Here is a 19,431-nt window from a genome sequence, read left to right as displayed (position 1 = left end):
CTTCCAAACAATCACTCGAATTCGAGGATGACTGCGTCCACCGCCAGGGAGTCGCCCTTCTTGGCGTTGATGGACTTCACCACCGCCGCCTTTTCGGCGCGCAGGATGTTTTCCATCTTCATCGCCTCGATGACGGCGAGCGGCTGGCCCGCTTCCACCTTCTGGCCGACCTCCACGTCGATGGAGACGACGAGGCCCGGCATCGGGCAGAGCAGGAAGCGGGAGAGGTCCGGCGCTTCCTTCTCGATCATGTAACCCGCCAGCTCCGCCGCGCGCGGCGTGTAGGCGATGACGTGGTGGCTGGAGCCCATGTGGGAGAGGGCATAGCCGAGGGCGCGGCGGTCCACCTCGATGGCGACCTTCTGGCCGCCGAGCGACGCGTGGAACACCGGCTCCGCCGGGGTCCAGTCCGTATCGACGCTGACGGCCCGGCCGTTCACATGGACGGTGTACTGGCCGCCCAGGTCCTCGACGCGCACCGGCACCTGTTCCTTGTCGATGCTGATGACCCAGTCCTCGCCATAGACCGCGCCATGGCCGCTCAGCTGGTTGTCGATCAGCCCCTCGCGCTCCTTCTCGATGACGTTCATCACGGCGGCCGCCACGATCAGGCGCTCGCGCTTCTCCGGCGTCAGCGGGCTGCCGGCGAAGCCTTCGGGATATTCCTCCGCGATGAAGCCGGTGGTGAGGCGGCCTTCCTGGAAGCGCGGGTGCTGCATCACCGAGGAGAGGAAGTGGATGTTATGGCCGATGCCGCGAATGTAATACTCGTCCAGCGCCTCGATCTGGAGCCGGATCGCCTCGTCGCGGGTCGCGCCGTAGGTGATGAGCTTGGCGATCATCGGGTCGTAGAACATGGAAATTTCCGAGCCCTCGACCACGCCCGTGTCGACGCGCACGCCTTCGCGCTCCTCCGGCTGCCGGTAGCGGGCCAGGCGGCCGATGGAGGGCAGGAAGCTGCGGTAGGGGTCTTCCGCGTAGACGCGGGTCTCGATCGCCCAGCCGTTCAGCTTCACGTCTTCCTGACGCAGCGGCAGCGGCTCGCCCGCGGCGGAGCGGATCATCAGCTCCACAAGGTCAAGGCCGGTGATCTGCTCGGTGACCGGGTGCTCCACCTGGAGACGGGTGTTCATCTCGAGGAAGTAGAAGCTGCGGTCCTTGCCCGCGATGAACTCCACCGTACCGGCGGAGTTGTAGCCGACCGCCTTGGCCAGCTGCACCGCCTGCTCGCCCATCGCCTTGCGCATTTCCGGTGTGACGAACGGCGAGGGGGCCTCCTCCACCACCTTCTGGTGGCGGCGCTGAATGGAGCACTCGCGCTCGCCCAGGTAAATCACGTTGCCGTGGTTGTCGCCGATCACCTGGATTTCGATGTGGCGCGGCTCCTCGACGAACTTCTCGATGAACACGCGGTCATCGCCGAACGACGACTTGGCCTCGTTGCGGGCGGACTGGAAGCCCTCGCGCACTTCCTGCTGGTTGTAGGCGATGCGCATGCCCTTGCCGCCGCCGCCGGCGGAGGCCTTGATCATCACCGGGTAGCCGATCTCGTCGGCGATGCGCACGGCGTGGTCGGCGTCCTCGATCTCGCCGACGAAGCCCGGCACCACGGAGACGCCCGCGGCCTTGGCCAGCTTCTTGGACTCGATCTTGTCGCCCATGGCGGCGATGGCGTTGGGGTTCGGGCCGATGAAGGCTATGCCCGCATCCGCCAGCGCCTTGGCGAACCACTCGCGCTCGGAGAGGAAGCCGTAGCCCGGGTGCACCGCTTCGGCCCCGGTCTGCTTGCAGATCTCGACGATCTTCTCGCCGAGCAGGTAGGACTGGGCGGCGGGCGGCGGGCCGAGGTGGAAGGCTTCGTCCGCCATTTCCACGTGCAGCGCGCCGGCGTCCGCGTCCGAATACACCGCCACCGTCTTGATGCCCATGCGCCGCGCGGTCTTGATGACGCGGCAGGCGATCTCACCACGGTTCGCAATCAGGATTTTCTTGAACATAAAAGCGCTCACGAATTGGCGTTAAGGCTGTGGGGCGGAAGGGAGAAGCCGTCAGTCACCGGCTTCCTCCTCACCCAGCGGCGGCATGTTGTGGCCGAGCAGACGCAGGGTCTCGGCCGCCGAGTCCAGAATGTTGGTGCCGGGGCCGAAAATGGCCTGCACGCCATGCTCGCGCAGGAAGTCGTAATCCTGCGGCGGGATGACGCCGCCCGCCACCACCTTGATGTCCGGGCGTCCGGCGGCCTTCAGCTCGCGCACCAGCTCGGGGATCAGCGTCTTGTGACCGGCCGCCAGCGACGAGGCGCCGACCACGTCCACGTCCTTCTCGAGGGCCAGCTTGGCCGCTTCCTGCGGCGTCTGGAACAGCGGGCCGACGGTGACCTCGAAGCCGAGGTCGGTGAAGGCGCTGCCCACCACCTTGGCGCCGCGATCGTGGCCGTCCTGGCCCATCTTGGCGATGAGGATGCGCGGCGGCCGGCCCTTGCGGCGGGCGAAGGCCTCGATGCCGTCCTTCACGCGCAGGAAGGCGCTGTCCTGACCGTAGACCGCGCTGTAGACGCCGGTGACCGACTTCACCTCGGCGGCATGGCGGCCGAACACGTCTTCCATCGCGCTGGAGATCTCGCCCAGCGTGCAGCGGGCGCGGGCCGCTTCCACCGCCAGCGCCAGCAGGTTCGCATCGCCCGCCGCGCCCTTGCGGATGGCGTCGAGCGCCGCCTGGGCGCGCGCCTCGTCACGCGACGCCTTGACGGCGTTGATGCGCGCGATCTGGGCTTCGCGGACCTTGGTGTTGTCCACCTCCAGGATTTCGATCGGGTCTTCCTGCGCCAGCTTGTACTTGTTGACGCCGACGACCACTTCCTCGCCCCGGTCGATGCGGGCCTGACGGGCGGCGGAGGCTTCCTCGATCTTCAGCTTGGGCAGGCCGGCCTCGACCGCCTTGGTCATGCCGCCCATCGCTTCGACTTCCTGGATGAGGGCCCAGGCCTTGTCCGCCAGCTCCTTGGTGAGCGCCTCCACGTAGTAGGAGCCGCCCAGGGGATCGACCACCCTGGTGATGCCCGTCTCTTCCTGAAGGATGAGCTGGGTGTTGCGGGCGATGCGCGCCGAGAAGTCGGTCGGCAGGGCGATGGCCTCGTCCAGCGCGTTGGTGTGCAGCGACTGGGTGCCGCCCAGCGCCGCCGCCAGCGCCTCCAGCGTGGTGCGGATGACGTTGTTGTAGGGGTCCTTTTCCGTCAGCGAGACGCCGGAGGTCTGGCAGTGGGTCCGCAGCATGAGGGAGGACGGCTTCTTCGCGCCGAAATCCTTCATGATCCGCGCCCACAGCTGGCGGGCAGCGCGCAGCTTCGCCACTTCCATGAAGAAGTTCATGCCGATGGCGAAGAAGAACGACAGGCGGCCGGCGAAGGCGTCCACGTCGAGACCCTTGGCGAGGGCCGCGCGCACATACTCCATGCCGTCGGCGAGGGTGAAGGCCAGCTCCTGCACCTGCGTCGCGCCGGCTTCCTGCATGTGGTAGCCGGAGATGGAGATGGAGTTGAACTTCGGCATGTTGCCCGAAGTGTAGGCGATGATGTCCGCAATGATCCGCATCGAGGGCTCGGGCGGATAGATGTAGGTGTTGCGGACCATGAACTCCTTCAGGATGTCGTTCTGGATGGTGCCCGAGAGCTGATCCTGGGAGACGCCCTGTTCTTCCGCCGCCACGATGTAGAACGCAAGGCACGGAATGACCGCGCCGTTCATGGTCATGGAGACGGACATCTTGTCGAGCGGGATGCCGTCGAACAGGATCTTCATGTCCTCGACGGAATCGATGGCGACGCCCGCCTTGCCCACGTCGCCGACGACGCGCGGGTGGTCGGAGTCATAGCCGCGATGGGTCGCCAGGTCGAACGCCACCGACAGGCCCATCTGACCCGCCGCCAGGTTGCGCTTGTAGAAGGCGTTGGATTCCTCCGCCGTCGAGAAGCCCGCGTACTGGCGCACCGTCCACGGCCGGTTGGCGTACATGGTCGCGCGCACGCCGCGGGTGAAGGGGAAGAAGCCGGGCAGGGTTTCCTCGATGTCCGCCGTGTCCTCGCTGGTGTACAGCGGCTTCACCGCGATGCCTTCGGGCGTCTGCCAGGTCAGGTCGGCGAGCGGCTTGTCCTTCAGCTCCTTCTGGGCAAGCTCTTCCCAGTCTTTCACGGTCTTGCGGCTCATCAGTGGGCTCCCCCCGACTTCGGCGTTTCCATCAGCTCGACGAGCACGCCGCCCATGTTCTTCGGGTGCACGAAGATCACCGGCGTGCCGTGCGCGCCGATGCGCGGCTCGCCCAGCACGGTTGCGCCCTTCGCCTTCATGTCGGCAGCGGCGGCGTGGATGTCCTCCACCTCGAAGCACACGTGGTGCTGACCGCCGAGCGGGTTCTTCTCAAGGAACTTGCGGATCGGCGACGTCTCGCCATAGGGCTCGATCAGCTCGATCTGGCTGTTGGGCGTATCGACGAAGCACACCCAAACGCCCTGCTCGGGCATGGCGAACTTCTCGTGAATTTTCGTCGCGCCCAAGAGATCGCGATAGATCTTCACGCTCTCCTCGATCGAGGGCGTGGCGATGCCGACGTGGTTCAAACGGCCAATCATCGTTGCTCTCCTCCGCCTCCCCAGCTTACAGCGGAATGTTGTCGTGCTTCTTCCACGGGTTCTCGAGCTGCTTGTTCCGCAGCTTGCGCAGGCCGATGGCGATGCGGCGGCGCGTGGAATGCGGCATGATCACCTCGTCGATGAAGCCCTTGGAGGCCGCGACGAACGGGTTGGCGAAACGCTCCTCGTACTCCTTCGTGCGCTCGGCGATCTTCTCCGCATCGCCGATGTCCTTGCGGAAGATGATCTCCACCGCGCCCTTGGCGCCCATCACCGCGATTTCGGCGGTGGGCCAGGCGTAGTTCAGGTCGCCGCGCAGGTGCTTGGAGGCCATCACGTCATAGGCGCCGCCATAGGCCTTGCGGGTGATGACGGTGATCTTCGGCACGGTCGCCTCCGCATAGGCGAACAGCAGCTTCGCGCCGTGCTTGATGATGCCGTTGTGCTCCTGGGCGACGCCCGGCAGGAAGCCCGGCACGTCCACGAACGTGACGATGGGAATGTTGAAGGCGTCGCAGAAGCGCACGAAGCGGGCGGCCTTCTTGGACGAGTTGATGTCAAGGCAGCCGGCCAGCACCATCGGCTGGTTGGCGACAAAGCCCACGGTCCGCCCCTCGATGCGGCCGAAGCCGATGACAATGTTGGCGGCGTGGTTCGGCTGAAGCTCGAAGAAGTCGCCCTCGTCGCAGACCTTGGTGATCAGCTCCTTGATGTCGTAGGGCTTGTTCGGGTTCGGCGGCACCAGGGTGTCGAGGCTCATCTCGATGCGCTCGCCGTCGTCCCGGGTCGGGCGGAACGGCACTTCCTCGCGGTTGTTGAGCGGCAGGAAGTCGAAGAAGCGGCGCACCTGGGCGATGGCTTCCACGTCGTTCTCGAAGGCGAGGTCGGCAACGCCCGACTTCACCGTGTGGGTGGAGGCGCCGCCCAGCTCCTCCTGCGTCACCACCTCGGCGGTCACGGTCTTCACCACGTCCGGGCCGGTGACGAACATGTAGGAGCTGTCCTTCACCATGAAGATGAAGTCGGTCATGGCCGGCGAGTAGACCGCGCCGCCCGCGCACGGGCCCATGATGACCGAAAGCTGCGGAATGACGCCCGAGGCCAGCACGTTGCGCTGGAACACCTCGGCGTAGCCGGCGAGGGAGGCGACGCCCTCCTGGATGCGCGCGCCGCCGGAGTCGTTGAGGCCGATGACCGGTGCGCCCACCTTCATCGCCATGTCCATGATCTTGCAGATCTTCTGCGCGTGGCGCTCGGAGAGCGAGCCGCCGAACACGGTGAAGTCCTGGCTGAACACATAGACCAGACGGCCGTTGATGGTGCCCGAGCCGGTGACGACGCCGTCACCGGGGATCTTCTGGTCGGCCATGCCGAAGTCGATGCAGTTGTGCTCGACGTACATGTCGATTTCTTCGAACGTGCCGGGGTCCAGCAGCAGGTCGATGCGCTCCCGCGCTGTCAGGCGACCCTTGGCGTGCTGGGCGTCGATGCGCTTCTGGCCACCACCCAGGCGGGCGGCGGCGCGGCGGCGTTCCAGTTCCTCGATGATCTCTGGCATGGCTAAATCCGGCCTCTTGAACTTTGAACTGTCTGTTCCCGCCGCGGGAAATGGTACCATCTCGCCGCTTTGGAAACAGTCTGCGCGAAATCTGTCATCCGATAGCGTCACTGCCGTGCGCCTGGCACGCAAAAACTGGCCAAGTTGTGAAAACGGCTCTATGCTATTTCGCAAACAGTGGCTTTGCGAAGGGTGGCACCATTGGCGCGGGCAGACAAGATCTTTGCGGGAAACCGCCTGAGAGCGGTACGCGAACGTCACGGACTTTCACAAGGGGCATTCGCCGCCCGGCTCGGCGTCTCCGTGAGCTATCTCAGCCAGATGGAAACGGACGTGCGCCCGATCACCGTCTCGGTGCTGCTGGCGCTGGGGCGGGAGTTCGCGGTCGATCTGTCCGAGTTCGCGCAGGACGATGCCTCGCGGCTGGCCGCCGACCTGCGCGAGGCCCTGGCCGACCCCCTGTTCGCCGGGCACGCGCCGGGCGTGCAGGAAATCAAGCGCATGGTCAGCCAGGCCCCCAACCTGGCCCGCAGCTTCACCGCCCTGCACCAGGCCTACCGCCAGCTGAACGAGCGGCTGCAAACCATGGACGAGGCGATCAGCGCCAACCGTCCCGATGGCCACCTGCTGCCGTGGGAGGAGGTGCGGGACTACTTCCACTACCGCGACAACTATGTGGGCGAGCTGGACGAGGCGGCCGAGAGCCTGGTGCAGACACTGGCCAACCCGGAGGGCGTGATCGGCCCCCAGCTGGAAACCCTGCTGCAGGAGCGCCACGGCATCGCGGTGCGGCTGCGCGCGGCCGCGCCGGACGACTTCACCATGCGGCGGTATGACCCCCAGCGCCGCGAGGTCATCATCGACGCCCACCTCAGCCCGGACAGCCGGGCCTTCCTCGTCGCCCACCAGCTGGCGCTGGTGGAGTTCGCGCCGCTCATCGACGCCATCGCAGCCGCCGCGCCGCTGCGCACGGAGGATGCCCGCCAGATCCTGCGCGTCGGCCTGGCCAACTATGCGGCGGGCGCGCTGCTCATGCCCTACGGCCGCTTCATCGAGGCGGCGCGGGCGCTGCGGCACGATGTGGAGCAGCTCCAGCAGCAGTTCGGCACCAGCTTCGAGCAGGTGTGCCACCGGCTGTCCAACCTGCAACGGCCGGGGGCGCGCGGCGTGCCGTTCTTCTTCGTGCGGGTGGACATGGCGGGAAACATCACCAAGCGCCACTCGGCAACGCGCCTCCAGTTCGCCCGCTACGGCGGCACCTGCCCGCTGTGGGTGGTGCACGAGGCGGTGGCGCTGCCGGGCGAGATCAAGGTGCAGGCGCTGGAGATGCCCGACGGTGTGCGCTACGTCTGCATGGCCCGGGGGATCATCAAGCAGTCCGGCAGCTTCCTGAAGCCTGCGCGCCGCTACGCGGTGGCGCTGGGCTGCGAGGTGACCTACGCCTCCCAGTTCATCTACGCCGCCCGACTGGAGGGCAGCACCGCCGCGCCCACGCCCATCGGGGCCTCGTGCCGCATCTGCCCGCGCGAGCGCTGCGCCCAGCGCGCCTTCCCGCCCGCCGACCGCCGCACCCTCATCGACCTGCACAACCGCGCCGTGGTGCCGTACCGCTTCGAGTGAGGAGTTTCCGCGCGGTGAACGGTCCGTTGCCGTTTTCCGCGCGTGCGCCGCATTTTTCTCGACCGTGTAAGAGTATACAATGCGGCGCCTGCCGTAACCGAAGCGAGACCCCCCATGCGCCAGACGAGCCCCTCCGCATCCCCGGCACGCACGGCCTGGATCACCGTTGCCTGCGCCGCCATCATCGTGACGCTCAGCATGGGCGTGCGGCAAAGCTTCGGCCTGTTCCTGCAACCAATCAGCCTGGATCTGGGCAGCGGGCGCGAGGCCTTCGGCATGGCCATCGCCCTTCAGAACCTGCTGTGGGGGCTGGCCCAGCCGTTCGTCGGCGCGCTGGCGGACCGGCACGGCGCGGGCCGCCTCGTCGCGTTTGGCGCGGCGCTCTACGGGGCGGGGCTGTTCCTCGCCGCCCACATCGGCGGCACCTTAGGCCTGCACCTGTCGCTCGGGGTGATGATCGGCCTTGCGCTCTCCTCCACCACCTTCGTGGTGCTGCTCGGCGCGGTCGGCCGCGTGGTGCCGGAGCACCAGCGCAGCCTCGCCTTCGGTATCACCACAGCGGGCGGCTCGCTCGGCCAGTTCCTGGTGGTGCCGGGCGCGCAGGCGCTGATCGGGGAGCTGGGCTGGCGCGTGGCCCTCATGGTGCTGGCGGCCGTTCTCGCCGTCGCCGTCGCGCTGGCGGCGGGCGTCGCCGGCAAGCCGCAGGAACAGGCCGGCGCCATGCCCCAGTCCATGACCGAGGCGCTAAGGGAGGCGGGCGGCCACCGGGATTACCTGCTGCTCGTCGTCGGGTTCTTCGTCTGCGGCCTGCACCTCGCCTTCATCGCCACGCACCTGCCGGCGTATCTGGCGGACAAGGGCCTGCCGCCGGGCGTCGGCGCGATGTCGCTGGCGCTGGTCGGCCTGTTCAACATCTTCGGCTCCTACCTGTTCGGCGTATGGGGCGGGCGCTGGCCGAAGAACCTGCTGCTGGCGGGCATCTATTTCGCCCGCACGGTTGCCACCGTCGCCTTTTTGCTCGCGCCCATCTCCGCCGCGTCCGCGCTCATCTTCGCCTCCGTCATGGGCTTCCTGTGGCTGGGCACCGTGCCGCTCACCAGCGGCATCGTCGGGTCCATGTTCGGCACGCGCTACCTCTCCACCCTGTTCGGCATCGTCTTTCTCAGCCATCAGGTGGGCAGCTTCTTCGGCGCGTGGGCGGCAGGCTACGCCTACGACCTGCGCGGCTCCTACGACGCCGCCTGGATCAGCGCGATCCTGTTGGGCCTCTTCGCAACGGTGCTCCACCTGCCGATCCGCGAGACGCCGGTGGCGCGCCGGGCGGCCGCCGGACCGGGGACCGCGGGATGAGCGCGCGCGGCCACCTGCTCGTGCTCCTCGCCGGACTGGCGCTGGTCCTGTTCGGCATATGGCTGTGGCTGGAACATGGGTTCCTGGTGGCATGGAACGCCATCGTGGCGTTCTGCATGTAACGCCGGGTTTCAGATTTTCGTTTTCGGGATTTTTTGCAGAGGGTCTCGGACCCTCTGCACTCCCTTCGTTTTTCGGGCCGCGTTTCCGATGCGCACGGGAAACACGGCCGCATAATCCCTGGCATAAAAAAAGGGCCGCGCCCGTCATCACGCGCACGTCCCTTTAAATCGAACGGGAGGTGCAGGAGGGGCAAGCCCCTCCTGCAAAAACCCGAGACCCATAACCTCCCGCCTCAGGCGGCGGCGAGGGCCTGTTCCAGATCGGCGAGGATATCGTCGATGTGCTCGATGCCGATGGAGAGGCGCACGTAGCCCGGCGTCACGCCGGTTGCCAGCTGTTCTTCCGGGCTCAGCTGGGAGTGGGTGGTCGAGGCCGGGTGGATGGCGAGGCTGCGGGCGTCGCCGATGTTGGCCACGTGGTAGAACAGCTTGAGCGCGTCGATGAAGCGGCGGCCTGCTTCCAGTCCGCCTTCCAGCTCGAAGCCGAGCAGGCTGCCGTAGCTGCCCTTCAGGTATTTGTCGGCGCGTTCGCGAGCCTGGCCGGTCTGGAGGGACGGGTGGATGACCTTGGTCACCTTGGGGTGTTTCGCCAGCCAGGCGGCGACGGCGGCTGCGTTCTCGCAGTGCTGCTTCATCCGCAGCGGCAGGGTCTCGACGCCCTGGATCAGCTGGAAGGCGTTGAAGGGCGAGAGGGCCGCGCCGATGTCGCGCAGCAGGTTGGTGCGGACGCGGATGATGTAGGCGACCGGCCCCATTTCCCTGGTGGCCTCGGTCCAGATGGCGCCGTGGTAGCTGGGGTCGGGCGTGTTGAGCATGGGCTGGCGCTCCTTGTGGGCCGCCCAGTCAAAGTTGCCGCCGTCCACGATCAGGCCGCCGATGGAGGTGCCGTGGCCACCGATGAACTTGGTGGCGGAGTAGACCACGATCGCCGCGCCGTGCTCCAGCGGGCGCAGCAGCACCGGGGCGGCGGTGTTGTCCACGATCAGCGGAATGCCGTATTCGCGGCCGATGGCGGCCACTTCCGCAATCGGGAACACGTTCAGCTTGGGGTTCGGGAGCGACTCCGCATAGTAGGCGCGGGTGCGGTCATCGGTCAGGCGGCGGAAGTTCTCCGGGTCGGACGGGTCGGCGAAGCGCACCTCGATGCCCAGATCCTTCAGTGTGTTGGCCCACAGGTTCCAGGTGCCGCCATAGAGATCGGTGGAGGAGACGATGTTGTCGCCCGCCTTGGCCAGGTTCAGCACCGCATAGGTGGAGGCCGCCTGTCCCGAGGCGGTCGCCGCGGCGGCGACGCCGCCCTCCAGCGCCGCGACGCGCTGCTCCAGCACATCCACCGTGGGGTTGCCGAGACGGGTGTAGATGTTGCCCAGCTCCTTCAGCGCGAACAGGTTGGCGGCATGTTCGGTATCGCGGAACTGGTAGGAGGTGGTCTGGTAGATCGGCACCGCAACAGCGCCCGTTGCCGGGTCGGCGCGCCAGCCGGCATGCACGGCCAGCGTCTCGGGGCGATACTTGGAATTATTTTGCATCTCGGCCTCGTGGTTTAAACCTTGATCGGCTTACCCCTAGAAGTCCGCGCAACAATCTGTCAACCGGTCCGGCGGTCAGCCGCCCGATGCCGCGCGGCGCAGCTTGCGCAGGGCATCCTCGGGCGTGCGCTCGATGTGCACCAGCGGCGGCTTGATCTCGTGGGCGAACAGCGCCTTGAGGATGTCGTGGGACGCGCCGGTCACATAGACCCGCACGTGGCGCTGCCCGGCCTTGCGCGCCAGGCTCTCCAGCGTGTGGGCGGCGGTGGAATCGAGGAACGGCACGGCGGCGAGGTCGATGATGAGCGCCCGGTGGCGGCCCGAGATGCGGTCCAGCACCGAGCCGATGCTGGCGGCGGAGCCGAAGAAGAAGGCACCCGAGATGCGGTAGATCACCACGTCCGGGTTGGCCGCCGCAGTTTCGTCGTAGGGCGTGCGCTCGCCGTCGGCGGTGTCGGCCCGGTCCTCCGGCACGAAGGGGGTGCGGGTCTCGACGGCCGCTGCCTCCGACATGCGGTGGATGAACATGACCGAGCCCAGCGCAAAGCCCACGACGATGGCCTCGGTGAGATCGCGGAAGATGGTGAGCAGGAAGGTGGCAAGGAGCACCACCGCCGCCCCGCGCGAGGCGCGCAGGAGCGTGGCGAAGGCGTGCTTCTCGGCCATGTTCCAGGCCACCACGGCGAGCACTCCGGCGAGGCTCGCCAGCGGGATGAAGCGGGCGAGCGGCGCCGCCACCAGGATGAACAGCAGCAGGAACACCGCATGGAGCATCCCGGCCACCGGGCCGTGCGCCCCGGCGCGCACGTTGGTGGCGGTGCGGGCGATGGTGCCGGTCACGCAGATGCCGCCGAACAGGCCCGAGCCGATGTTGGCGACGCCCTGCGCCACCAGTTCGCAGTTGGAGCGGTGGCGGCGGCCGGTCATGCCGTCGGCCACCACGGCCGAGAGCAGGGACTCGATGGACCCGAGCAGCGCGAACGAGACGGCGTTGGGCAGCACGGCCATCACCCGCTCGAAGGAGAGGTCCGGCAGGCGCGGCGTCGGCAGGGTTGCGGGGATGCCGCCATAGGCCGAGCCGATGGTGGCGACCGGAAGGTCGAGGAGCGCTGCCGCTGCCGAGGCGGCGGCCACCGCGATCAACATGCCCGGCCAGGTGGGGCGCAGGCGCTTCAGCCCGACGATGACGGCGATGGTCCCGGCGGAGAGGGCGAGGGCGGCGGGGTTGGCCGTGGGCAGGCTCTCCCACAGCACGGGCAGCTTCTCGAGCAGGGGGCCGGGCTCGGGCCGGGCGAGGGTGAGGCCCAGCAGCTCCTTGATCTGGCTGGAGAAGATGATGACGGCAATGCCTGCCGTGAACCCCACGGTCACGGGGTAGGGGATGAACTTGATGTAGGTGCCCAGCCGCAAGAAGCCGATGGCGAGCAAAATGATGCCCGAGAGGATGGTCGCCAGCAGCAGCCCCTCCATGCCGTGCTGGGCGACGGTTGCCGCCACCAGCACGATGAAGGCGCCGGCCGGCCCGCCGATCTGGAAGCGGCTGCCGCCGAGGGCCGAGACCAGAAAGCCGCCGATGATCGCCGTGTAGAGCCCCTGCGCCGGGGTTGCGCCGGAGGCGATGGCGATGGCCATGGAAAGCGGCAGGGCAACGATGGCGACGGTCAGTCCGGCGATGGCGTCGGAGCGCAGGTGCGCCAGCCTGTAGCCTTCACGCAGGACCGTCACCAGCTTGGGCGTGAACAGTTCGGCGAAGGTGGGACGGTCGGCCGTCCGGGGTGTCGTTGCGGCGGATTTCATGGCAGCGATGACCTCAACGGGAACATGGGTCGAGAACAGCAGAAAATTGTGTCGGTTATCAAGCCGGTTGGTGGAACGCCCGAGTCCTGTTCATCGTGCGGAGTCATGGAGCGCGCGGGGCAGAGGCCGAATACGAACTCGAGCCCCCGCAGCAGCGCCGCGGAGGCTCGAGACGGAAATCCGGGTGGTGCCGGGCGCTGGCGCTAGAAGCGCATGCCAAGGCCAATGCCCGCGACGATCGGGTCGATGCTCACATCCACCTTGTTGATCATGTTTCCGGTCCGCAGCTTGGCGGTGGTGTCCATATCGATGTACTTGACGTCGAGGTTGAAGAACACCTTCTGGGTCAGGTCGATGTCCACGCCCGCCTGAAGCGCCAGGCCCCAGCTGTCCTTCAGCGAGACGCGGGTCTTGCCGATGGCCGCGTTCAGCGACTTGCTGGCGTCCTCGTTGTAGAAGGTGGTGTAGTTCACGCCCACGCCGACGTAGGGGCGCACCTTGCCGTCCGGGACGAAGTGGTATTGCGCCGTCAGCGTCGGCGGCAGCACCCAGGTGTCCGCCAGTTCGCCGAGGCCGGCGAGGCCGCGCCGCCCGGTCACGTTATGCTTGGTGGTGCCGAGGATCAGCTCGACGCCGACGTTCCTGGTGACGAAATAGGTGAAGTCCAGCTCGGGCATCACGTCGCCGCCAACGCCGACCCGGTCGTTGGGGAAGGCGGGCTCGATGCCGGAGGAGCTTTCGGTCGGGCTGACCCAGATGGCGCGGGCCCGCACCAGCCAGTCTCCCGCCTCGGCATGGGCCGGGGCGGCCGCCGCCAGTCCGAGCAGCGCTGCGCAAAGGGCGTGTTTCATTGTCATGGTCTTTCGCTCCCACAAACCTGATGGGGGCGTTGTAGGCGGCGCGTAAGCGCAACGAATTGATCCGGCGCAAAAGGAGCGGGGAGGCCGAAAATTTTTCCGCCACGCGGTGCGGAGGATGCCGCCGTCCGCACCGATTGAATAGATTCCCGATAAACTCTGTCGTCTAAGTAATAAAAGAACGTCAAAAAATATAATCGTTGTTTTCGATTAAAGTCATTGCATTTCATCATTTCACAAATGCGACGCACGTTGATATTCTGCACTCTGTCTGCTGCTCGTGGTGCAGCAATTTTATTGCTGAGGGTGCCTGATGCCGAAGACAATCCTCGCTGCTGCGCCGGCTGCACGGGCGGCCGCATCCGCGCTGACAGCGGCGGTTTCAGGCCTGACTCGCCCCGAACCGGGCGTCCGCTTCTTGCCCATTTTTCTTGCCCCTTCTCGTCAGCACAGGAGACCAGGCCCCATGATCAAAGTGCGCCTCGTGCCCGCCCTGGCCATTCTCTGCGCCATCGCCGGAGGCATCACGGCCTGCGTGACCCTGGCCGCGCCGAAGCGGGCGACGCTGGCCTCCGTCCCTTTGCCGGACAGCCTCCAGAATCTGCTGAGCGAGGCCGGCCGACCCGACCCGGCGGAGGCGCCTGCGGCGGCGCGGGACGCCGCGCTGGCCGACGGGGCAAGCCGCCCGGCCCCCCCGCCGCGTTGATCGCGGCGTTCTCGGTCTTCCTGAGTCCGCCGCGCGCGTCCCGTCTGCGCTGGCGATTGATTCGCCTGCCCTGAACCCGGCCTGCCCCGCAGGCGCGCCCCGAGCCCGGCCAGCCATGGCCGCGACAGGGCGACGCGCCCCCGGCCCGGATTGATCTCGATCAATGCCCCGTCCGGTCCCCCCGCCGATAGCGGCTCCGTATGCGCGGGGTAGTTCGGGCAAGGGATGTCACCCAATGAGTTCTGCAATAACAATTCCAATTTATCTGCTGGTGGCGCTGGCGGCGCTGGTCGCCGCCGCCAAGGCGGTGGAGCCCGCCTATGCGGTCCATGCCTTCATCGTCATGGCCGCCTGCTTCGGGGCCATTGCGCTCACCATCCGGTCGATGAAGTTCGCGAGCGACGGCACGCTGCTCCGGCCGAAGACCGATGACGGCCGCTACCAGGACGACGTGGTCCGGGCCGGCGTCATCGCCACCGTCTTCTGGGCGGTGGTCGGCTTCGCCGCCGGGCTCTATGTCGCCCTGCAGATGGCGTTTCCGGCGCTGAACATCGGGGAATACGGCACCTTCGGCCGCCTGCGGCCTGTGCACACCTCGGCGGTGATCTTCGCCTTCTGCGGCAACGCCCTCATCGCCACTTCCTTCTACGTGGTGCAGCGCACCTGCCGCGCCCGGCTCGCCTTCGGCGGCCTCGCCTGGTTCGTGTTCTGGGGCTACCAGCTCTTCCTCATCCTGGCGGCGAGCGGGTACATCCTCGGCATCACCCAGTCGAAGGAATACGCCGAGCCCGAGTGGTACGCCGACCTGTGGCTGACGGTGGTGTGGGTGGCCTACATCGCGGTCTACCTCGGCACCATCCTGCGCCGGTCCGAGCCGCACATCTATGTGGCCAACTGGTTCTACCTCTCGTTCATGATCACCATCGCGATGCTGCACATCGTGAACAACCTGGCCATTCCGGCGGGCTGGTCGGGCAAGAGCTACGCGCTGTTCGCGGGCGTGCAGGACGCGCTGACCCAGTGGTGGTACGGCCACAACGCGGTGGGCTTCTTCCTCACCGTCAGCTTCCTCGGTATGGCCTACTACTTCGTGCCGAAGCAGGCGGAGCGGCCGGTCTACTCCTACCGCCTGTCCATCATCCACTTCTGGGCGCTCGCCTTCATGTACATCTGGGCGGGTCCGCACCACCTGCACTACACCGCGCTGCCCGACTGGGCGCAGACGCTGGGCATGGTGTTCTCCGTCATGCTGTGGGTGCCGAGCTGGGGCGGCATGGTCAACCTGCTGATGACCCTCGAGGGCGCGTGGGACAAGATCCGCACCGACCCCATCATCCGTATGATGGTGCTGGCGCTGGCCTTCTACGGCATGGCCACCTTCGAGGGGCCGATGATGTCCATCAAGACCGTCAACTCCCTCAGCCACTACACGGACTGGACCGTGGGCCACGTCCATGGCGGCGCGCTGGGCTGGAACGGCATGATCATCTTCGCGGCGGTCTACTTCCTGGTGCCGCGCCTGTGGGGCCGCGAGCGGCTGTACTCGATCCGCATGGTCAACTGGCACTTCTGGGCCGCGACCCTCGGCATCGTGCTCTACGTCTCCTCCATGTGGGTGGCGGGCATCATGCAGGGCCTGATGTGGCGCGAGTACAATGCGGACGGCTTCCTGGTCTACGGCTTCGCCGAAGTCATCGACGCCATGTGGATCTTCTACCTGATCCGCGCTCTGGGCGGCGTGCTCTACCTCGCCGGCGGCGTGATGATGGTCATCAACGTGTGGCGCACCATTTGCGGCGACCTGCGCAACGAGGAGCCGCTCGCCCGGATGCCCGAGTACGACGCCCGGAAGGACGTGCCGCTCGGCCCCACGGCCGCACAGCCCCGGCCTGCTCCGGCCGAGTGATTGGAGACACAAGACATGCGTTTCAAGAAATTCAATCACGGCACCATCGAGCGGAACGTCACGCTGCTGTTCGTGCTGTCGCTGCTGGTGGTCACGGTCGGCGGCATCGTCGAGATCGCACCGCTGTTCTACGTGCAGAACACCATCGAGAAGGTGGACGGGGTTCGCCCCTACACCCCGCTCGAACTGGCCGGGCGCGATATCTACATCCGGGAGGGCTGCTATGCCTGCCACTCCCAGATGATCCGCCCCTTCCGCGACGAGATCGAACGCTACGGCCACTACAGCCTGGCGGCGGAGTCCATGTACGACCATCCGTTCCAGTGGGGCTCCAAGCGCACCGGGCCGGACCTTGCCCGCGTCGGCGGCCGCTACTCGGATGAGTGGCACGTCCAGCACCTGAAGGACCCGCGCTCGGTGGTGCCGGAGTCCATCATGCCGGCCTATGCCTTCCTCGCGGAGAAGGAGCTGAACACCAGGAATATCGCCGCCAGCCTGAAGGCCAACCGGGCGGCGGGCGTGCCCTATACCGACGAGGATATCGAGAAGGCGGCGGTCGACATCCGCATCCAGGCCGACCCGAACGCGGACACGGAGGATCTGCTGCGCCGCTATCCCAAGGCCCAGGTGCGCGCCTTCGACGGCGACCCGACCAAACTCACCGAGATGGATGCGCTGGTGGCCTATCTCCAGATGCTCGGCACGCTGGTGGACTTCTCCACCTACGTGCAGGCCGAGGAAAACGAGCGGGGTGCGCGATGAGCTACGAAGCCTTCCGCCACTTCGCCGACAGCTGGGGTCTGCTGGGGCTGGTGATTTTCTTCGTCGCCGCCGTGGGCTGGACCTTCCGGCCGGGCGCGAAGCGCACCCACGAAACCCTGCGGCACCTGCCTCTGCGTGACGAGGACTGATTTCCATGAGCAACCCGAAACAGGATCCCAAGTTCGATGTCGACGGGGTGCCCACCACCGGGCACGAGTGGGACGGCATCCGTGAGTATGACAAGCCGTTGCCGCGCTGGTGGCTGTACCTGCTGTTCGGCACGATCGTCTGGGCGATCGGCTACTGCATCGTCTACCCGGCGATCCCGCTCTGGCAGGGGGCAACCCGCGGCACCTCCGGCTGGTCCAGCCGTGGCCAGCTGGCCGCCGAGATGAAGGCGGTGGACGCCCGGCGGGCCGACATCCTCGCCGCCATCGAGGCGACGCCGGTGGAGCAGATCCCGCAGAACGAGAAGCTGATGAGCTTCGCGATCGAGGGCGGCCGCTCGGCGTTCAAGGTCTACTGCGCCCAGTGCCACGGCTCCGGCGCGCAGGGCGGCAAGGGCTACCCCAACCTCAATGACGACGACTGGCTGTGGGGCGGCGATCTGGCCACCATCCACCAGACCATCCAGCACGGCATCCGCTTCGAGGCGGACGAGAACACCCGCCTGTCCATGATGCCCGCCTTCGGGCGCGACGGGCTGCTGGATGCGCAGCAGCTGCGCGACGTAACCGCCTACGTGCGCGTCATCTCGAAGCAGGATGCGCCCTCGGCCGCCAGCCGGCGCGGCGCCAAGGTGTTCGCGGACAACTGCGTGAGCTGCCATGGCGAGACCGGCCAGGGCGACCGCACCCAGGGCGCGCCCAACCTGACGGACGCCATCTGGCTCTACGGCGGCGACACCGAGAGCATCCTCGAGACCGTCACCAATTCCCGCTTCGGCGTCATGCCGGCGTGGGGCGGGCGGCTGGAGCCGGTCACGGTGAAGCAGCTGGCGGTTTACGTCCACAGTCTGGGCGGCGGCGAATAACGCGGCCGCACGCAGCGGCGGGCAGGAGGGCCGGCCCGCCGCAGCCATCCCGACGATCGGCCCTAGCGTAGCAGTGTCCCCCCGAGTAGCAGCGTCAAGGCCTGGTTCAATGCCACAGTCCCCCGTCCCAGCCGCGCAACCCGAAGCCCGCCTCTTCAAGGGGCGGGCGAAGGTGTTTCCGCAGTCCGTTCATGGCCGGTTCCGCCGCCTGAAGTGGACCCTTCTGGCGATCGCGCTCGGGGTCTACTACCTGCTGCCGTGGCTGCGCTGGGATCGCGGCCCCTACGCGCCGGACCAGTTCCTGCTCATCGACCTGGCCAACCGGCGCTTCTATCTGGCGGCCATCGAGATCTGGCCGCAGGAATTCTATTATGTGGCGGGCCTGCTCGTCATGGCGGGCATCGGCCTGTTTCTCATCACCTCCACCGTGGGGCGGGCCTGGTGCGGCTATGCCTGCCCGCAAACCGTGTGGACGGACCTGTTCATGGCGGTCGAGCGCCTGATCGAGGGCGACCGCAACGCGCGGATGAAGCTGGACCGCGCCCCCTGGAGCGCGGAGAAGATCTTCAAGCGCGTGGCTGTGCATGGCATCTGGCTGCTGATCGCGGTGGCAACGGGCGGCTTTTTCATTCTCTACTTCGCCGACGCGCCCTCGCTGGTGCGGAACGTCATCACGGGCGAGGCACCCAGCGTCGCCTACGCCACCATCGGCGTGCTGACGGCGACTACCTACGTGTTCGGCGGTCTGCTGCGCGAACAGGTGTGCACCTACATGTGCCCGTGGCCGCGCATCCAGTCCGCCATGCTGGACGAGAATTCCCTCATCGTCACCTACAAGGCCTGGCGCGGCGAGCCGCGCACGCGCGGCCTCAAGAAGGCGGCGCAGGAAGGGGTGAAGGCGGGCGACTGCATCGACTGCAACGCCTGTGTTGCCGTGTGCCCCACCGGCATCGACATCCGCAACGGCCCGCAGCTGGAGTGCATCACCTGCGCCCTGTGCATCGACGCCTGCGACTCCATGATGGACAAGGTGGGCCGCCCGCGCGGCCTCATCGACTACACCACCGAGAAGCGCGACCGGGCAGAGGCGGCGGGCGCGGCGCTGCCGCCCAAATGGAAATCGGTCGTGCGGCCGCGCACCTTCCTCTATTTCAGCGTCTGGGCGATCATTGGCCTCGCCATGCTGACCGCGCTCCTGATGCGCGACCGGGTGGACCTCTCCGTCAGCCGCCAGCGCAACCCGCTCTACGTGCAGCTGTCGGACGGCTCGATCCGCAACGGCTACACGATCAAGCTGCTCAACATGGAGCCGCGCCCCCGCGATTTCACCCTGTCGCTCGAAGGGCTGGACGGCGCGGTGATGTGGGACAGCCACGCCACCGAAAGCGCCGCCGCCCGCACGCTGACGATCACGGTCGGCCCCGACCAGCTGGAAGCCCGCCAGATCTACGTGCGGGCAACGCCCGAGGCCCTGAGCGGCAGCGGCGCGACGATCCGCTTCGTCGCCCGCACCGCCGAAGGGCTCGCAGTTGAACAGGAAACCCGCTTCGATGGTCCCGAGAGGTGA

At 67.1% G+C, this 19,431-nt stretch carries 16 protein-coding genes; 9 read left to right on the top strand and 7 right to left on the bottom strand.

Going from position 1 to position 19,431, the window contains the following annotated elements; all coding sequences use genetic code 11:
- Positions 1-11: 11 nt before the first annotated feature.
- The 4 genes from ACSJJU_RS10235 to ACSJJU_RS10220 are packed head-to-tail and all read right to left on the bottom strand — an operon-like array spanning position 12 to position 6,182.
- Positions 12-1,997 carry an acetyl-CoA carboxylase biotin carboxylase subunit gene (locus ACSJJU_RS10235; RefSeq protein ID WP_435915319.1) on the bottom strand — a complete coding sequence of 662 codons (1,986 nt, stop codon included), beginning with the start codon at positions 1,995-1,997 and terminating at the stop codon, positions 12-14.
- Positions 1,998-2,048: 51 nt separating this feature from the next.
- Positions 2,049-4,202, bottom strand: coding sequence for a methylmalonyl-CoA mutase (gene scpA, locus ACSJJU_RS10230; protein WP_435915318.1), 2,154 nt, complete (start codon positions 4,200-4,202; stop codon positions 2,049-2,051).
- Entirely contained in the window at positions 4,202-4,624 is a 423-nt protein-coding gene (gene mce, locus ACSJJU_RS10225; protein WP_435915317.1) for a methylmalonyl-CoA epimerase, read from the bottom strand. Before mce ends, scpA begins: the two co-directional genes overlap by 1 nt.
- A gap of 25 nt (positions 4,625-4,649) precedes the next feature.
- Positions 4,650-6,182, bottom strand: a complete 1,533-nt coding sequence (locus ACSJJU_RS10220; RefSeq protein ID WP_435915316.1) for an acyl-CoA carboxylase subunit beta — start codon at positions 6,180-6,182, stop codon at positions 4,650-4,652.
- Positions 6,183-6,359: 177 nt separating this feature from the next.
- Here ACSJJU_RS10220 and ACSJJU_RS10215 point away from each other — a divergent pair, with 177 nt between their 5' ends.
- The 3 genes from ACSJJU_RS10215 (at position 6,360) to ACSJJU_RS10205 (ending at position 9,274) form a co-directional block, all read left to right on the top strand.
- A complete protein-coding gene (locus ACSJJU_RS10215) occupies positions 6,360-7,802 on the top strand; it encodes a helix-turn-helix domain-containing protein (protein WP_435915315.1) in 1,443 nt (480 codons plus the stop codon).
- Between the two features lie 114 nt (positions 7,803-7,916).
- Positions 7,917-9,152, top strand: a complete 1,236-nt coding sequence (locus tag ACSJJU_RS10210) for an MFS transporter (RefSeq protein ID WP_435915314.1) — start codon at positions 7,917-7,919, stop codon at positions 9,150-9,152.
- The gene (locus ACSJJU_RS10205) at positions 9,149-9,274 is read left to right on the top strand and encodes a hypothetical protein (RefSeq protein WP_435915312.1); all 126 of its coding nucleotides are present in this window, start codon (positions 9,149-9,151) and stop codon (positions 9,272-9,274) included. The genes ACSJJU_RS10210 and ACSJJU_RS10205 overlap by 4 nt, the downstream gene beginning before the upstream one ends.
- Before the next feature lie 233 nt (positions 9,275-9,507).
- On the opposite strand, the gene ACSJJU_RS10200 is transcribed toward ACSJJU_RS10205, so the two are convergent.
- The 3 genes from ACSJJU_RS10200 to ACSJJU_RS10190 form a co-directional block, all read right to left on the bottom strand.
- Positions 9,508-10,803, bottom strand: coding sequence for an O-acetylhomoserine aminocarboxypropyltransferase/cysteine synthase family protein (locus ACSJJU_RS10200; protein WP_435915311.1), 1,296 nt, complete (start codon positions 10,801-10,803; stop codon positions 9,508-9,510).
- A gap of 75 nt (positions 10,804-10,878) precedes the next feature.
- Positions 10,879-12,600: a SulP family inorganic anion transporter gene (locus ACSJJU_RS10195; protein ID WP_435915310.1), complete on the bottom strand. Its 1,722-nt coding sequence runs from the start codon at positions 12,598-12,600 to the stop codon at positions 10,879-10,881.
- Between the two features lie 203 nt (positions 12,601-12,803).
- Entirely contained in the window at positions 12,804-13,457 is a 654-nt protein-coding gene (locus ACSJJU_RS10190) for an OmpW/AlkL family protein (protein WP_435915308.1), read from the bottom strand.
- Between the two features lie 466 nt (positions 13,458-13,923).
- Between ACSJJU_RS10190 and ACSJJU_RS10185 the strand changes: the two genes are divergently transcribed.
- The 6 genes from ACSJJU_RS10185 to ccoG all read left to right on the top strand — a co-directional run bounded on the left by ACSJJU_RS10185 (position 13,924) and on the right by ccoG (position 19,431).
- Positions 13,924-14,163, top strand: a complete 240-nt coding sequence (locus ACSJJU_RS10185; RefSeq protein WP_435915307.1) for a hypothetical protein — start codon at positions 13,924-13,926, stop codon at positions 14,161-14,163.
- Between the two features lie 235 nt (positions 14,164-14,398).
- The gene (gene ccoN, locus ACSJJU_RS10180; RefSeq protein ID WP_435915306.1) at positions 14,399-16,069 is read left to right on the top strand and encodes a cytochrome-c oxidase, cbb3-type subunit I; all 1,671 of its coding nucleotides are present in this window, start codon (positions 14,399-14,401) and stop codon (positions 16,067-16,069) included.
- 15 nt (positions 16,070-16,084) lie between these two features.
- On the top strand, positions 16,085-16,831 hold the full coding sequence (gene ccoO / locus ACSJJU_RS10175; RefSeq protein ID WP_435915304.1) for a cytochrome-c oxidase, cbb3-type subunit II: 747 nt from the start codon (positions 16,085-16,087) through the stop codon (positions 16,829-16,831).
- Positions 16,828-16,980 carry a cbb3-type cytochrome c oxidase subunit 3 gene (locus ACSJJU_RS10170; protein WP_435915302.1) on the top strand — a complete coding sequence of 51 codons (153 nt, stop codon included), beginning with the start codon at positions 16,828-16,830 and terminating at the stop codon, positions 16,978-16,980. The genes ccoO and ACSJJU_RS10170 overlap by 4 nt, the downstream gene beginning before the upstream one ends.
- Positions 16,981-16,985: 5 nt before the next feature.
- A complete protein-coding gene (gene ccoP / locus ACSJJU_RS10165) occupies positions 16,986-17,864 on the top strand; it encodes a cytochrome-c oxidase, cbb3-type subunit III (RefSeq protein ID WP_435915301.1) in 879 nt (292 codons plus the stop codon).
- Positions 17,865-18,036: 172 nt separating this feature from the next.
- Entirely contained in the window at positions 18,037-19,431 is a 1,395-nt protein-coding gene (ccoG, locus tag ACSJJU_RS10160) for a cytochrome c oxidase accessory protein CcoG (RefSeq protein ID WP_435915299.1), read from the top strand.

This window comes from Pedomonas sp. V897 (assembly GCF_051304405.1).
Lineage (GTDB): Bacteria > Pseudomonadota > Alphaproteobacteria > Sphingomonadales > Sphingomonadaceae > Pedomonas.
The sequence above is the reverse complement of the archived record's forward strand: the minus strand, read 5'-3'. Positions and strand labels throughout refer to the sequence as shown.